Raw genomic sequence first — 15,622 nt, 5'->3', positions numbered from 1 at the left:
AACAAGTTATGGAACTTATATTAATATCCACTGCGTTTATCGCAGGATTTATTGCTTTAAAATGCCACCTCCCCCCATTAGTTGGTTTTTTGGTTGCAGGTTTCGGGCTTTATGCCCTTGGCTTTGAAACCAATGACACCATCATTACTTTGGCTGACCTTGGTGTCACCCTTCTCTTATTTACTATTGGCTTAAAGCTGGACATCAAAACCCTACTCTCTAAAGAGATCTGGGCTGGCGCAACGATCCACAATCTTTTATCCACTCTGTTTTTTGCAGCCGCTCTATTTGGTTTTAAGTTCCTAGGTATTTCATCTCTAGCAGCCATGTCAATAGAACAGATCGTTCTACTCGGTTTTGCTCTTTCATTTTCTAGTACTGTATTTGCGGTCAAGTCTCTACAAGAGAAAGGGGAAATGAATGCTACCTATGGCACACTAGCGATTGGCATTCTGGTCATGCAAGATATCTTTGCTGTCGTATTCTTGACTGCATCGACGGGCAAAATTCCAGAGTGGTATGCGATCGCACTGTTCGCTTTGCCTTTCTTTCGCCCATTGTTCTACAAAGTCCTCGATTGGGTTGGGCACGGTGAAATGTTGGTGCTATTCGGTATCTTCTTCGCATTAGTTGTTGGTGCTGGCTTGTTCCAGTTTGTAGGAGTAAAACCAGACTTAGGTGCCCTTATCCTAGGTATGCTATTAGCCGGTCACCCAAAAGCTTCAGAGCTATCGAAGTCGCTGTTTAACCTCAAAGAGCTTTTCCTCGTCTGCTTCTTCTTGAATATTGGCTTGTCAGAACAGCCAACTATTCAGGGTTTTATGCTTGCAGTCTTGTTCTTATTGTTACTGCCAGTGAAAGGCGTTCTGTACTTCTTGGTACTAAACCGATTCAAGTTCCGTGTTCGAACCTCCCTACTCACTTCTTTGTCACTGTTTAACTACAGTGAATTTGGCCTCATCGTCGGTGGCCTTGCTTTTAAGATGGGCTGGATGTCTGGCGACATCTTGGTGGCAGTGGCTATAGCCGTTTCATTGTCGTTCTTAATCGCTGCACCTCTCAACAAAGCGGGTCACAAACTTTATCAACAATCAGGTCGCTGGTTAAAAGAGCACGCTGCTGAGAAGCTCCACCAACGTGACAAACGAATTGACCCAGGTCGGGCTCAGGTTCTAATTCTTGGTATGGGACGCATTGGTACTGGTGCCTACGACGAATTACGCTCACGCTACGGCAAAGTGAGTTTAGGTGTAGAAGTTCGTGAAGACGCGGCACATAACCACAGAAGCCATGGCAGAAACGTTATTTCTGGTGACGCAACTGACCCGGATTTCTGGGAACGAATTTTAGACACAGCAAACGTAAAACTGGTGATCTTGGCTATGCCTCACCACCAGGGTAATCAAACCGCCTTAGAACAATTAAAATCACGAAACTTTAAAGGTCAAATAGCGGCAATTGCCGAATATCCAGATCAGCTCGAAACACTGAAAGAGAATGGCGTCGATGCGGCATTTAACATTTACAGCGAAGCTGGCAGCGGTTTTGCCCGACATGTTTGTGAACAATTGAATCCGAACATCAATAAAATATAATATTCAACATGTTCCATTCAACCTCTCAAAATTGCGCTTTTTTTGCACTTTTGAGAGGTTTTTGTTCAAAAAACCAACCGCAATTAGACACCACTCACCAAAACCACCTTTAAATTAGATACTTTCTAATATAAACCCCTTTATATTATTTTTTTGCTCATATTCGGTTGCTTTTTTTAGCCAGAATGGCAAATTGAATACAGTTGATTTAGAAATTATTTAAAAGGAAGTTCTATGTGTTCAGTATTTGGCATTCTCGACATTAAAAGTGATGCCGCAGCACTTCGCCCTATTGCTTTAGAAATGTCTAAAAAGCTTCGTCACCGTGGCCCAGACTGGTCTGGTATCTATGCTGGTGAAAAAGCTATCCTTGCTCACGAGCGTCTAGCTATCGTCGGCCTAAATAGTGGTGCTCAACCACTATATAGCCAAGACAAAAAACACATTCTTGCAGTCAATGGCGAAATCTATAACCACAAAGAACTTCGCGCTCGCTATGAAGATAAATACCAGTTCCAAACTGACTCTGATTGTGAAGTCATTCTTGCGCTTTACCAAGAGATGGGTGCCGACCTTTTAGAAGAACTTAACGGTATTTTCGCTTTCGTTTTATATGACGAAGAGAAAGACGAATACCTAGTCGGCCGCGACCATATTGGCATCATCCCGCTTTACCAAGGCTACGATGAGCACGGCAACTATTACGTTGCTTCAGAGATGAAAGCACTGGTTCCAGTTTGTAAGACGATCAGTGAGTTCCCTCCTGGTAGCTTCTACTCTTCTAAAGATACAGAACCTCAACGCTACTACATCCGCGATTGGAACGAATACGCAGCCGTTCAAGGTAACAGCACAAGCAAAGAAGAGCTAACTGAAGCGCTAGAAGCTGCTGTTAAGCGTCAACTAATGACTGACGTTCCTTACGGTGTACTTCTATCTGGTGGCCTTGATTCATCAATCACTTCTGCAGTCGCTAAACGTTTTGCAGCAATGCGTATCGAAGATGACGAGCAATCAGAAGCTTGGTGGCCACAACTACACTCATTTGCTGTTGGCCTAGAAAATGCTCCCGATCTGATTGCTGCACGTGAAGTTGCGGACAAAATCGGTACTGTACACCATGAGATGACTTACACCATTCAGGAAGGCTTAGATGCAATCCGTGATGTTATCTACCACATCGAAACTTACGATGTAACGACCATTCGTGCATCGACGCCAATGTACTTGCTTGCTCGTAAGATCAAAGCAATGGGTATCAAAATGGTACTTTCTGGTGAAGGTGCTGATGAAATCTTTGGTGGCTACCTGTACTTCCATAAAGCGCCAAACGCAAAAGAGTTCCACGAAGAGACGGTACGTAAACTTCTTGCTCTAAGCATGTTTGACTGTGCTCGTGCAAACAAATCACTTGCAGCATGGGGAGTCGAAGGTCGTGTACCATTCTTGGATAAAGAGTTCATCGATGTGGCTATGCGTTTAAACCCTGAAGACAAAATGTGCGGTAACGGTAAAATGGAGAAACACATCCTACGTGAGTGTTTTGAAGACTACTTACCAGATTCAATCGCATGGCGCCAAAAAGAACAGTTCTCTGATGGTGTTGGCTACGACTGGATTGATACATTGAAAGCAACGGCTGAAGAAAAAGTAACGGATCAACAAATGGAAGCTGCTCAGTTCCGTTTCCCTTACAACACACCAACAACCAAAGAAGGTTACGCTTACCGTGAAATCTTTGAGGAGCTATTCCCTCTAGAATCGGCGGCAGAGTGTGTACCTGGCGGCCCTTCAGTTGCCTGTTCATCAGCAAAAGCGATCGAGTGGGATGAGTCATTCAAAAACTGTGTAGACCCATCAGGCCGTGCGGTACAAGCCGTTCACAACGACGCCTATAACGCTTAAGCGTTTGAAAAATCAAATACTAAAAAAGGCGCATTATGCGCCTTTTTGTTTTAAGCCTAGTTTTTACTTTTTTAATATTTGACTTATACGTGAGCTTGTAGTGCTTCGTTTTCAATACTGATCGGAACCACTTGGCTGATCATTTTTACGAGCATAATGGATCGAGCTTCGCCATCTTTCTGATGGTAAATAGCTTCAACACCCGCAAACTGGCCACTATTAATTTTGACAACTTGCCCTGTCTCAAATTCAACACAGCAATCTTCAACTTCGCTACTACAACACTTCTCGAACTCTTTTAGCTCAAAAACCAAATCACCTTGGACTTCATACGGCCTTGCACCGAACTTAATAAAGTCGACAACACCACGAGTTGAACGAACGGTAGTAAAGCTTGGGCCTTGCTCATAATCAAAACGGACAAAGATATAGGATGGGAACAGCGGTTCTTGGACCAGCATCTCTTTCCCTCTCACTACCTTTTCGACTTCTATTTGAGGGTAAAAGCACTCTACCCCCTGATTTTCTAGGTGCTGTTGAGCGCGTTTTTGATCACCACGCTTACAGTAAAGTAAATACCAACGTTTCATTTAACTCGCCATCTTCGTTCTTTGGACATTTAACCACAGCCTAAAACAATTTAGTCGCCGTTAATAAATGAGTCCTGATAAGCGAGAAATTACGCGGAACAGACAGACTTATCAACCAAAAAGTCATAGGTAAAAAATTTGGTCAGTCATTGTACAAGGAACATTTAGAGATCAAAAGACTCATTGCTGTAAGTATATGTATATCGCAGATAATATGAATAACATTCCCTATAAGATCATAACGATAGGCTAGGGCAATAGATCTAAACATTTTTATTGGATAGGGTTTTAAAAAAGGTTACTAACCAACCAGGTCAAATATGGAAAATTAGTTTGCAGCACAAGTAGAATGGGCCACATTAAAAGTAAATTTATTTAATATCAACACCTTAGCAAAACCAAGTTATCGTGACCACAAAATACGCCTATTGCAGACTTTTACCCTACTGTGTATACATGAATGACTATAAAATCTTTTAATACCTAAAATTAGTAAAACTTATGCCAAGCAATCACAACATCTTTGGCCACCCTAGAGGCCTATTTTTATTATTTAGCACAGAGCTATGGGAACGTTTCTCCTACTACGCGATGCGTGCCATCCTTGTTTTATTTTTGACTGACACGACCCTCAACGGTGGACTTGGTTGGTCAACGAAAGACGCACTTGATCTCTACGGTATTTACACTGGCTTAGTCTACATCACGCCATTGATCGGTGGCTGGATTGCCGATAACTACTTAGGACAACGTAAATCGATCCTAGTGGGTGGTGTATTAATGGCACTCGGCCAGTTTACACTCGCTCTTCCTAATGGCGCTATTGGCTTAGACCAAGTAAATGCTCTTTATCTAGGTTTAGCACTACTTATCAGTGGTAACGGTATGTTTAAGCCAAACATCTCGACCATGGTTGGCGACCTATACCAAGAAGGCGATAACCGCCGTGACGGTGCATTCACCATTTTCTACATGGGCATCAACTTAGGTGCATTATTAGGTGGCTTGATTTCAGGCGCTGCTGTCGACTCTTTCGGCTGGAAAGCAGGTTTCTTAGCCGCTGGTATTGGTATGGTTATTAGCTTAATCATGCAAATGACAATGGCTCAATCTTGGTTAGGTAACATTGGCTCAGTGCCCGCAGCTGCGCGAGCAAAAGCACTGAACAAATCAAAAGAAAAAACGCCACTAACCAAAGAAGAGTTCGATCGATTAAAAGTTATTCTGGTTATGGGTCTATTCGTCATAGTTTTCTGGGCGGGCTTTGAACAAGCTGGCGGTCTGATGAATATCTATACTCAACAATATACTGACCGCATGATTGGTGGCTTTGAAGTCCCAGCGGCGTGGTTCCAATCTCTGAACCCATTCTTCATCATTACACTTGCACCAATCATTGCTGCATTTTGGGTTAAGCTTGGTAAGCGTGAACCAAATTCTCCAGTGAAATTTGCAATGGCTTTGTTCTTCCTAGCTCTTGGTTTTGTGTGCATGATGGGCGCTGTAATGGAGCAAGGTGGCGACCTAACAGTGAAAACATCAATGCTGTGGCTAGTCGGTGCTTTCTTCTTCCATACCCTTGGCGAACTTTGTCTATCTCCTATTGGCCTGTCGTTGGTCACTAAGTTAGCTCCGCTCCGTCTCGCATCGCTAATGATGGGTGCATGGTTTGGCTTCAACGCTGTCGCAAACTACGTAGCTGGCCTTGTGGGTTCTCACGTTGGTGAGCTTGGCGCAATGTCTATCTTCGGTGGTATCGCAATTACAGCGACAATAAGTGGCGTCTTACTTCTTCTTTGTGCTGGCAAGCTTGTATCATGGATGCATGGCGTAGAAAGCAACATGATGCTTGAAGCAGAGCCAAAAGCAGAAACTTCGGTTGCTTAATATCTAGACCTATTTCAAGAAGAAACATCCAGATCAAAAAGGGCTGCTCAATGAGCAGCCCTTTTGTTATTTTTAGATGTGCATGACAGTTTAGGCGAAGTCGTATTTAACGATACAGCGCCACTAACTCCGCCATCATATCGATGTGCGAGTCTCTATCATTCAGACACGTAATGTAGCTAAAGTCTGAGCCACCAGCGTCAATGAAGGTCTCTTTACACTGATCCGAAATCTCTTCTAACGTTTCTAAACAATCCACAGAAAATGCAGGCGCCATAATATCGATTTTTTTGATGCCTTTGCTTGGCAATGATTCAAGTGTCTCGTCAGTGTATGGCTTCAACCACTCTTCTCGACCAAATCGAGATTGGTATGTCATGGTGATATCGTCCGCTGATAAGCCTAACTCAGCAGCAAGGAGCTCTGTTGTCGCTTCACAATGCTGTGGGTAGATGTCGCCTTCATCAGCCAATCGTTTCGGAATACCGTGGAAAGAACAAACTAAATGATCGGCTCTACCATTTTTATCCCAATGGCTACGCACGCTTTCAGCCAATGCTTTTGCGTAGCTTGGGTGCGCGTAGTAGTCGCGAATAAAGCGATAGCTCGGAATCACTGGCATCTGCTTAAAGGCCTTGGTTAAGCCATCAGATACGGCCGCTGTGGTTGTGCCTGAGTATTGAGGATATAAAGGCAATACGATGATGTCTTCAACGCCCTGATCCATTAATTGCTCAACGCCCGTTTTAAGGCTTGGGTTACCATAGGTCATACCCAGCGCTACGGGTATCTGTAATTTTTTCTGGAGCTTTTCGGCTTGTCTTTGAGAGTACACAAGCAGTGGTGAGCCTTCATCCATCCAAACAGACTGATACAGCTTAGCCACTTTCGGCGCTCTAATCGGTAAGATCACCCCATGTAAAATAGGGCACCACAACCAACGCGTTAAGTTTACGACTCGCTTGTCGTGTAAGAATTCACTCAAAAATCGACGAACGCCAGCTGGGGTCGCTGAGTCTGGTGTTCCTAAGTTCACCAGTAAAACGCCCTGCTTTTTATTATTTTCCATAGATACCTGAGACCAATATGTGATTTTCTGGAACGTAATATACTAATCTACATAAGTTTAAGATCATTGTTGTGCTACTAAATTTAAGAATAATCGTTCTTAACCTAGGTGATCACAACATCACATTGATCGTTAGCCGCGCGAATCTAAGCCGTACCACGGAAACAGTGCACAATCGAGTTTATCTAGATTGGTATATGACTAAAAATTGAAACAAAAAAAGCGACCTTAAGGTCGCTTCCAATATATCAAATTCTAAAACTGGCTGTTAGCCAATTATGCTAGTGCTTTCTCAAGTTCTGCACTAACTTCAGCAACTTGCTTAGTACCGTCGAACTTAAGGTACTTAGTGTTACCTGCTTCAGCTTCTTTACCGTAGTAAGAGATAAGCGGAGCTGTTTGATCGTGGTATACACCTAGACGTGCACGAACTGTTTCTTCTTTGTCGTCATCACGAACCACTAGCTCTTCGCCAGTGATGTCATCTTTACCTTCTTCTTTAGGCGGGTTGTACACATTGTGGTATGTACGGCCAGAAGGAAGGTGAGCACGACGACCAGCCATACGCTCAACAATCACATCGTCAGCTACGTCGAATTCAACAACGTAGTCTACTGCGATACCCATTTCTTTTAGGCCATCAGCTTGAGGGATTGTGCGTGGGAAACCGTCTAGTAGGAAACCTTTCTCACAGTCATCTTGAGCGATACGCTCTTTGATTAGACCAAGGATAATTTCATCAGAAACTAGCTGACCAGCGTCGATTACTGATTTTGCTTGCTTACCAAGCTCAGTACCCGCTTTGATAGCAGCACGTAGCATGTCACCAGTTGAAATTTGAGGGATACCAAATTTGTTCATGATGAAGTTAGCTTGAGTACCTTTACCCGCGCCAGGAGCACCTAGAAGAATGATGCGCATGTTTAATCCTCTTATAAAAATTATGATTTATACCGAAGCTCACTATCCCGCCTTTCTGGTTCAATTTAAGTCGAACAAGAGAGGTTAGGTAACAACTGAGGCTAAGCACAACTGTAAACAGAAGCAAAACGGTAAGTTTCGGTATAACGTTTAAAAATCATACAACTGGAGATGATAGGTTCATAGTACCAGCTGATTAGGTCGAGCATTCTATCACATTAATATTCAATTTTGCTTAAATTAAGACTAAAGAATGTATCGACAGCGTTTGCGTTTGTCTTGTTAGCAACTTTAGCGACATTTCGATGAAGTTAAGCGACGTTCATAAAAAAAGCCCGCATTAGCGAGCTTTTAATTATAATTATGAGCTTAGCCCAAAGTCGAAAGACTAACGTTTTGTCAGTAGTTCGTTGATTGCACCTAAGAATTGTGACGGATCTTCCATTGAGCCCTTTTCAGCCAGCATAGCTTGACCAAGGAGTAGCTCAACCCAACGACCAAACGCTTGTTCGTCCGCTTCATAAGCCATCTGTTTCACAAGTGCGTGCTCAGGGTTAATCTCAAAGATGTACTTCACTTCAGGTGCCGCTTGACCCGCAGCTTCAAGAAGCTTAGCCATTTGCGTGCCCATTTCGAAGTCATCAGTCACCACAACGGCAGGTGTTGTTGCGAGCTTGAAAGTAGTCCGAACTTCTTTAACACGACCACCTAGGTAAGATTGAGTGCGCTCAACAACAGATTTGAACTCTTCTTCTGTCTCTTTTTGCTTCTCTTTCTCTTCTTCACCTTCAAACTTGCTTAGGTCTAAGCCTGCTTTAGTGATCGATTGGAACTGTTTACCGTCGAAGTCAGTCAGGTAATTCATTACGTACTCATCGATACGATCGTACATGAGAACAACTTCGATACCTTTTGCTTTGAACTGCTCTAAGTGTGGGCTGTTCTTAGCGGCAGCGTAACTATCTGCTGTTAGGTAATAGATCTTGTCTTGACCTTCCTTCATACGTTCTAAGTAAGAAGCTAGGCTGATGGTTTGCTCAACAGAATCCACTTCCGTTGATGAGAAACGAAGTAGACCAGCGATTTTTTCTTTGTTCGCCATGTCTTCAGCAGGGCCTTCTTTCAATACTAAGCCGAACTCTTTCCAAAACTCCAAGTACTTGTCGTTGTCATTCTTTGCCATGCGCTCAAGCATAGTGAGTACACGCTTAGTACATGCGCCACGAAGAGACTGAGTCACTTTGTTATCTTGAAGGATTTCACGAGACACGTTCAATGGTAAATCGTTTGAATCAATCAAGCCACGAACGAAGCGCATGTAAGATGGCATAAACTGCTCTGCGTCATCCATAATAAACACACGTTGCACGTATAGTTTCAAGCCGCTCTTATGATCACGGTTCATCATATCCCAAGGTGCTTTCGCAGGAATATAAAGCAGGCTTGTGTAGTCGTTCTTGCCTTCAACTTTGTTGTGGCTCCAGGTTAGTGGATCAGCAAAGTCGTGAGATACGTGCTTGTAAAACTCTTGGTATTCTTCTTTCTCGATATCAGACTTGTTACGAGTCCAAAGCGCTTGAGCCTTGTTAATTTGCTCCCAATGCTTCTCTTCGGTGTCTTTACCTTCGTCATCTTTCACCGCTGTGAAGATAGAGACAGGAATACCGATGTGATCAGAATACTTACCAATCACTTCACGTAGACGCCATTCATTTAAGAACTCTTTGCCGTCTTCACGCATATGAAGAATGATGTCTGTACCACGAGATTCTTTCGTGATGTCTTCGATAGTGTAATCACCTTCACCCGCAGAGTGCCATTGCACTGCTTGGTCATTAGCAAGTCCAGCAGCTCGAGTGCGAACAGTCACTGCGTCTGCAACGATGAATGCAGAATAGAAACCCACACCAAATTGGCCAATAAGCTGAGAGTCTTTGCTTTGGTCATCAGACAGCTTTGAGAAAAAGTCAGCCGTACCTGATTTAGCAATCGTACCCAAATGCTCGATAACGTTGTCGCGGCTCATACCGATGCCGTTATCAGAGATCGTTAAAGTATTTGCTTCAGCGTTGAACGAAAGTTTCACACCTAAATCAGCATCGCCTTGGTAAAGGTCGCCATTTGATAGCGCTTGGAAACGAAGCTTATCAGCCGCGTCAGATGCGTTAGAGATCAGCTCACGTAGAAAGATTTCTTTATTTGAATACAGTGAGTGAATCATTAGATGAAGTAGTTGTTTTACTTCAGATTGAAAGCCACGAGTCTCTTTATTTTGCGTTGCCGTTTCGCTCATTTTTACTCCAAAACATCTATACTTTATGTTGAATAACCATAGGGGCGTTGCACATTATGCCACTCTTCTGTTCATTAACATGAGGATGACAAATGTAAATTCAAGGTCAAAAAGCATAAAAACACTGTTTTTTTGATCTGTTTTTATTATCCTTGAGTGTTATAAATATAAAAGAACATAAAAGAAGCCATGATTTGGTGAAGAATTAACAGGACTTCACCTGAGATTTGTCTATTTCACACCCCAAATCATCTAAAATAGAAGAATTCAATGAGTAATATCGGCACAAAGTTTATTCTCGCACAGCGGTTCGTATTCGACCCAAATAGCAACTCACTTGTTGATCAGATGAGCGACGGTGAAGTCGTACGCCTTGGCAGTAATGAAAGCCGCATTCTCCTAATGCTGTCAGAAAGACCCAATGAAGTTATCACTCGAAACGAATTACACGAATATGTTTGGCGAGACCAAGGCTTTGAGGTGGACGACTCCAGCTTAACGCAAGCGGTATCAACACTCAGAAAAATGCTAAAAGACTCAACCAAGTCTCCGGCATTTGTTAAGACTGTTCCTAAACGCGGTTACCAATTTATTGCGACTGTTGAACGCTCAGCACCACTGTCATCAAACGATCAGCCAACAACAGCTGAAATTGCAGAAAATGACGTAGAACCTATCTTAACATTTGCTAATACCACATTAGCTGATGAGGTCATCACTGAAACTATCGACCCAGAGCCAATTGCAAAGGCTCAAGAGCCTCATGTCGAATCGGAACAGGTGACCCATCAGGCTAAACCTAAAACTGAAAGCCCGAATAAATGGTTAACGTTTGGAATACTGCTTGTCGCTTTCATCATGCCAGTACTCGTTTTGACGTTAACGAACCCAGCAGAGTCAGAGTTTCGAATATTAGCAGAGGTCAATGGTGTCAAAGTTCAAACACCTATTAACCACCCGACTCTGACTAGTTGGCTACCAGCGATAGAGAAATGTGTATTGCGTTACAACACCAACCACACAGGCATGCTAAAGCCAACTGAGGTGATTGCAACAGGCGGGCAAGGTAACAATCTAGCTCTAAACTATATTCACCCTCAAGATTACTCGAGCGAGAATGTAACTCTAAGAATTTACGCAAACCAGTCGGATGTAAACGACATTTGTAACGGTGGTCAGTAACATGAAATTAAAAGTATCCATTATTTTACTGGTTATCTCTGCTTTCTTTAGCGGTTGGTTGTACTGGGGTAGCGATGCAAAAGTAGAGCGTTTGCTGACACAACACGAATGGCAATCGAAAATGGTGACGCTGATTAGCGATCTCAAGCAAGAGGATTCAATCGGACCACTGCGTAAAGTTGAGTTGTCATCGAATGCAAAATACCTACCAAATGGTACGTATTTGAGAATGTCAGTGGTTAGGTTGTATAGCACTCAGACTGCACCCGCAAACGTCATCAATATCTCCGAAACAGGTCAGTGGGATATCAACGATAACTATTTACTGATTTCGCCAACGGAGTTTAAAGATGTGACTTCTGCTGAGCGCCAAGATTTTTCGGAAGAGCAGCTAGAACTGATAACTCAAGTGATTAAGATGGATGCAGAGCAAAGCCGACGCATTGATATTATTAATCAGAAAGCACTGCTGCTCACTAGCTTAAATCATGGTTCTACTGTTTTGTTCTCAAACTAAAACCAGTTCAAGCTAAAACTCGACAGTTAGTGATTTAATATCAAAAACTTAATACCGTTAAACGATATACCAATAGAAAGGGGCATGATGCCCCTTTTTTGTTAGCCGTTGGCATCAAACTACTGTTTTAGAATTATTAGGGATATCTATGAATACAGAACCAAGCTCGGTAAGTGCATCAATCTCCAAGGCAACCATCGCAATACACTATTGTCGTCAATGCAATTGGATGCTTCGTTCTAGTTGGTTATGCCAAGAATTACTGCATACTTTCAGTGAAGAGATAGAGCAAGTGAGTTTACACCCAGATACCGGAGGTCGATTTGAGGTTTTTTGTAATGGAATACAGATTTGGGAAAGAAAAGCGGACGACGGTTTTCCTGAGGCTAAAGTTCTGAAGCAAAGAGTGCGAAACATCATTGCTCCAGACAGGGACCTCGGCCACGTAGACTCAAAGTAAGCCTTTTCTAACGCCGCCGATTGAGTTTATTTAAAGCTCGCCACTCACAATTACGTCACCCTCAAGGCTAATAACTTTGAACGTTTTATTTTCATATACACCGTAGCTAGCCGCGTGACCATCTCGTGGGAATGTCACCGAGCTAGGATTAAAGATAAAGATCTCATCTTGGTATTCAGCAACAGGAATATGAGTATGACCATGGGCAATAATATCGCCCGCCTTCAGCGCAGGGCGTTTATTGGTGTTGTACAAATGGCCATGGGTTAGGAAGATACGTTGGCCTGATTCTAATAGCACCCACGAGTAATCCATCATCATTGGAAAAGACAACAACATCTGATCCACTTCGCTATCGCAGTTACCACGAACAGCAATGATCTCTTGAGAAAACGCATTCAACTTCTCTGCAACCGCCGGCGGGTTGTATCCTTCAGGGATCGGGTTTCTTGGACCATGATTCAGAATGTCACCCAATAGCACTAAATATTGCGCACCAGACGCTTGGTAGAGTTCTAATACCTTTTCTGTTGCTGGCAGCGAACCGTGTAGGTCTGAAGCAAAAAATAATTTCACACGTACTTCTCCATAAAATTTATGAGCCTATTGTACGTATCTAACAGCTACACGTCATCTCTCGCCATACCATTGATCACGATATTATTGTAACTAACCATACCAACTATTTTATGGTCACTGACCACAGGGGCACGACTGATACCAAAGCGTTCAAACAGGCGAGCACAATACTTCACATTCATATCGGCAGACACGCTTAGCGCTGGCTTGGTCATGATCTCATAAACATTGGTTCGCTTCGGAGAACGGTTCTTAGCCAGTACTTTCTTGGCAATATCATTCATCAATACGATGCCGTATTCGTCATCCTCGTGGCGTTTATCGACAATGATTGCCTTCACTTTGTGCTTTTTAGCCATCTCTATCGCTTCTAACACCGTAGTTAACCCATCGATAATCACATACGTATTGGCCATGACATCACCTACTCGGATCTTTTCACTGGTACTCATAGCTCATCCTCCACAACCTTTGTTAACGTCTCAACTTGGTGCGCAACGCCGACTGCATCTTCCACATCTATCTGTACTGCAATACCTTGCCCTGACTCTTGGTCGAACTCCCCCACTTCCCCAATAGTTTCTAGAATATGCCTAGCTAGATGCTCCTCGACGACAAACAGCAGCACATCTTTCTGCACCTCTAACGTTAACCCAAAGAAGGTGCGTTTTTGATTTAGCCCCTGCCCTCTGGCATTGTTAATCACGGTTGCCCCTGTTGCACCCGCATCACGCGCGGCGTCGAGCACGATATCGGTCTTGCTCTCTTCTACAAACGCTAAGATAAGTTTAAAGCGCATCTTTGCTCTCCTTAGAGGATTGTGATCGGTTTAGCCATTGCGTTATTTGGGCATACCCCATCACGGATATAATTGGAAATAAGCTCGCGAAAGCAATCAACCCAAAGCCATCAATTACCGGATTTCTTCCTGGCACCGTTGACGCGAGTCCCAACCCAAGTGCCGTCACTAAAGGAACTGTCACCGTCGATGTCGTCACCCCGCCGGAATCGTAAGCCAATGGAATAATCAATTTGGGAGCATAAAAGGTCTGAATCACCACAATGACATAGCCACAAATAATGTAGTAATGGATAGGATCGCCCGCAACAATACGGTAACTACCCAATGAGATACCGATGGCAACGCCTAATGCCACAGCGATTCTCAGTCCGTTAACACTAATACTGCCACCAGATACTTGGTTCGCCTTAATCGCCACTGCAATCAAAGAGGGCTCGGCTATCGTGGTACTGAACCCAATACAAAACGCGAAAAGGTAAACCCAGTAATAATCAAACCAAGCCAAGGTAAGGCCTGAACTGAGCTTGAACTCAGTCAAAAAACTTGGTTCGGTGAGTTGCATTGCCATAGTCTCCCCTAAAGGAAACAGCGCGAGCTCTAACCCCATCAAAAAGAGCGACAACCCAAGAATGACGTAAAAGAAACCTATCAGCACTTTGCCTAAGTTATTAACTGGCTTACGCAGCACCGCTAATTGGAAACCGAAGATGATCACCGCAATCGGAATCACATCCATGACAGTGCCAAGAAAGGTGTCGATAAATTGCTGAGCACTGATCATGTCACCACCATCCCGTAGACCATGACAAACATCATCGGCAGCAGTGAAGCAAAGGCGATCAATCCAAAGCCATCAATCATCGGATTTCGCCCTTTAATCGCAGAGGCTAAACCCACTCCCAATGAGAGAGAGAATTAAAAGTTAATACAAAAGAGAAAGTGAGTTATACGCTGGTAACGCATTGAAAATAAGAAAGAAAAGATGAGTTTTAGCTCTAAAGTGAATTATTGAAGATTTTAGGACTTTAATGAAGAGCTCATGGTTAAGAGTTAAAACAGATGATATTGTGCGTAAAATGATCTTTTCGTTATGCTTTCTTTGCTCTCTGTAACACTCTTACCATACGACCAAGTAATTGGAACCGGCCTTCAAACTCTTCTCCAATAAAAAATGGCTTATATGCAGTATTGTCACTTGTTACATGGTAGCCACCGCTAGCAAAATCATACTGAACACGCTTTACCAACACTTCATCATCGATTCTAAACACACACACGCCATCACGGGCCTGTTTAGGATCTTTTACCACTTCTACCAGCATTAGGTCTTCATCCATCAATGTTGGCTCCATGGAGTCCCCACGTACAGGAACAATAGTTAATTCCTTCCCGTTCAGTCCTTGGCGGATAAGCCATTCCTTTGAAAACTCAAATCTGGCTACAGGGTTTTCTGAAACAACTAGACAGCCAGCCCCAGCACTAGCTTGAAAGTTATATTGAACTACCTCAACAACGTTGTCTTTTCTAACGGGAACTTCTACAAATTGTGCTGATGAGTCTTTACCAGTAGCAAGCCAATCAATGGTCACGTCTTCTGCGTTAGCTATTTTTAATAGCATAGATAGTTTCGGATCGCTTCTTCGATGTAATAGCGTCACTAAAGTGCTATGCGGCACATCCCAATCCTGTGCGCATTCTCGACCAACCCTACCATTCATCAGCCTTTCAATACGGTTATGTACACTTTCTAATGTACTGTCATCTAAAGAAAGTAATTTTTCATTATTACGCATAGTCTTTCTTTTAACTCAACTTATTGATT

Annotated in this window: 15 protein-coding genes and 1 pseudogene; 6 read left to right on the top strand and 10 right to left on the bottom strand. The window is 43.2% G+C overall.

Annotated features, from left to right (window positions below; all coding sequences use genetic code 11):
• The first annotated feature begins 8 nt into the window (after positions 1-8).
• Positions 9-1,595: a cation:proton antiporter family protein gene (locus ACED28_RS00390; protein WP_009847336.1), complete on the top strand. Its 1,587-nt coding sequence runs from the start codon at positions 9-11 to the stop codon at positions 1,593-1,595.
• A gap of 234 nt (positions 1,596-1,829) precedes the next feature.
• On the top strand, positions 1,830-3,500 hold the full coding sequence (gene asnB, locus ACED28_RS00385; protein WP_009847337.1) for an asparagine synthase B: 1,671 nt from the start codon (positions 1,830-1,832) through the stop codon (positions 3,498-3,500).
• Between the two features lie 83 nt (positions 3,501-3,583).
• Here the strand turns inward: asnB and rfaH are convergent, their stop codons facing one another.
• Entirely contained in the window at positions 3,584-4,090 is a 507-nt protein-coding gene (gene rfaH / locus ACED28_RS00380; protein ID WP_371709044.1) for a transcription/translation regulatory transformer protein RfaH, read from the bottom strand.
• 501 nt (positions 4,091-4,591) lie between these two features.
• Between rfaH and ACED28_RS00375 the strand changes: the two genes are divergently transcribed.
• Positions 4,592-5,977, top strand: a complete 1,386-nt coding sequence (locus tag ACED28_RS00375) for a peptide MFS transporter (RefSeq protein WP_012604544.1) — start codon at positions 4,592-4,594, stop codon at positions 5,975-5,977.
• Between the two features lie 106 nt (positions 5,978-6,083).
• Here the strand turns inward: ACED28_RS00375 and hemH are convergent, their stop codons facing one another.
• The 3 genes from hemH to htpG all read right to left on the bottom strand — a co-directional run bounded on the left by hemH (position 6,084) and on the right by htpG (position 10,260).
• Entirely contained in the window at positions 6,084-7,046 is a 963-nt protein-coding gene (hemH, locus tag ACED28_RS00370) for a ferrochelatase (RefSeq protein ID WP_012604545.1), read from the bottom strand.
• A gap of 276 nt (positions 7,047-7,322) precedes the next feature.
• Positions 7,323-7,967: an adenylate kinase gene (gene adk, locus ACED28_RS00365; protein ID WP_009847341.1), complete on the bottom strand. Its 645-nt coding sequence runs from the start codon at positions 7,965-7,967 to the stop codon at positions 7,323-7,325.
• Positions 7,968-8,355: 388 nt separating this feature from the next.
• On the bottom strand, positions 8,356-10,260 hold the full coding sequence (gene htpG / locus ACED28_RS00360) for a molecular chaperone HtpG (protein WP_371709043.1): 1,905 nt from the start codon (positions 10,258-10,260) through the stop codon (positions 8,356-8,358).
• A 270-nt stretch (positions 10,261-10,530) separates the two neighbouring features.
• Here htpG and ACED28_RS00355 point away from each other — a divergent pair, with 270 nt between their 5' ends.
• The 3 genes from ACED28_RS00355 to ACED28_RS00345 all read left to right on the top strand — a co-directional run bounded on the left by ACED28_RS00355 (position 10,531) and on the right by ACED28_RS00345 (position 12,419).
• Entirely contained in the window at positions 10,531-11,442 is a 912-nt protein-coding gene (locus ACED28_RS00355; protein WP_371709042.1) for a transcriptional regulator, read from the top strand.
• Between the two features lies 1 nt (position 11,443).
• Positions 11,444-11,959 (top strand): regulatory protein ToxS, encoded by a 516-nt coding sequence (locus tag ACED28_RS00350; protein WP_029223803.1) that lies wholly within the window; start codon positions 11,444-11,446, stop codon positions 11,957-11,959.
• A gap of 148 nt (positions 11,960-12,107) precedes the next feature.
• The gene (locus ACED28_RS00345; protein ID WP_371709041.1) at positions 12,108-12,419 is read left to right on the top strand and encodes a SelT/SelW/SelH family protein; all 312 of its coding nucleotides are present in this window, start codon (positions 12,108-12,110) and stop codon (positions 12,417-12,419) included.
• Between the two features lie 30 nt (positions 12,420-12,449).
• Here the strand turns inward: ACED28_RS00345 and yfcE are convergent, their stop codons facing one another.
• From yfcE to ACED28_RS00315, 6 genes and pseudogenes are all read right to left on the bottom strand, one after another.
• Positions 12,450-12,995 carry a phosphodiesterase gene (gene yfcE, locus ACED28_RS00340; protein WP_102250398.1) on the bottom strand — a complete coding sequence of 182 codons (546 nt, stop codon included), beginning with the start codon at positions 12,993-12,995 and terminating at the stop codon, positions 12,450-12,452.
• Between the two features lie 47 nt (positions 12,996-13,042).
• Positions 13,043-13,450 (bottom strand): CBS domain-containing protein, encoded by a 408-nt coding sequence (locus ACED28_RS00335; RefSeq protein ID WP_371709040.1) that lies wholly within the window; start codon positions 13,448-13,450, stop codon positions 13,043-13,045.
• Positions 13,447-13,797, bottom strand: a complete 351-nt coding sequence (locus ACED28_RS00330) for a P-II family nitrogen regulator (protein ID WP_009847348.1) — start codon at positions 13,795-13,797, stop codon at positions 13,447-13,449. Before ACED28_RS00330 ends, ACED28_RS00335 begins: the two co-directional genes overlap by 4 nt.
• A complete protein-coding gene (locus ACED28_RS00325; RefSeq protein WP_371709039.1) occupies positions 13,787-14,581 on the bottom strand; it encodes a DUF1538 domain-containing protein in 795 nt (264 codons plus the stop codon). The genes ACED28_RS00330 and ACED28_RS00325 overlap by 11 nt, the downstream gene beginning before the upstream one ends.
• Positions 14,578-14,706, bottom strand: a pseudogene (locus ACED28_RS00320) (DUF1538 family protein); the annotation flags it as partial. The pseudogene ACED28_RS00320 and the gene ACED28_RS00325, both read right to left, overlap by 4 nt.
• A 182-nt stretch (positions 14,707-14,888) precedes the next feature.
• Complete coding sequence (locus ACED28_RS00315; RefSeq protein ID WP_048615409.1) at positions 14,889-15,593, bottom strand: S24 family peptidase; 705 nt, start codon at positions 15,591-15,593, stop codon at positions 14,889-14,891.
• Positions 15,594-15,622 lie beyond the last annotated feature (29 nt).

It is taken from the genome of Vibrio sp. 1F253, assembly GCF_041439295.1.
GTDB classification, from domain to species: Bacteria; Pseudomonadota; Gammaproteobacteria; order Enterobacterales; family Vibrionaceae; genus Vibrio; species Vibrio tasmaniensis_A.
This window is presented reverse-complemented; position numbering and strand designations above follow the sequence as displayed.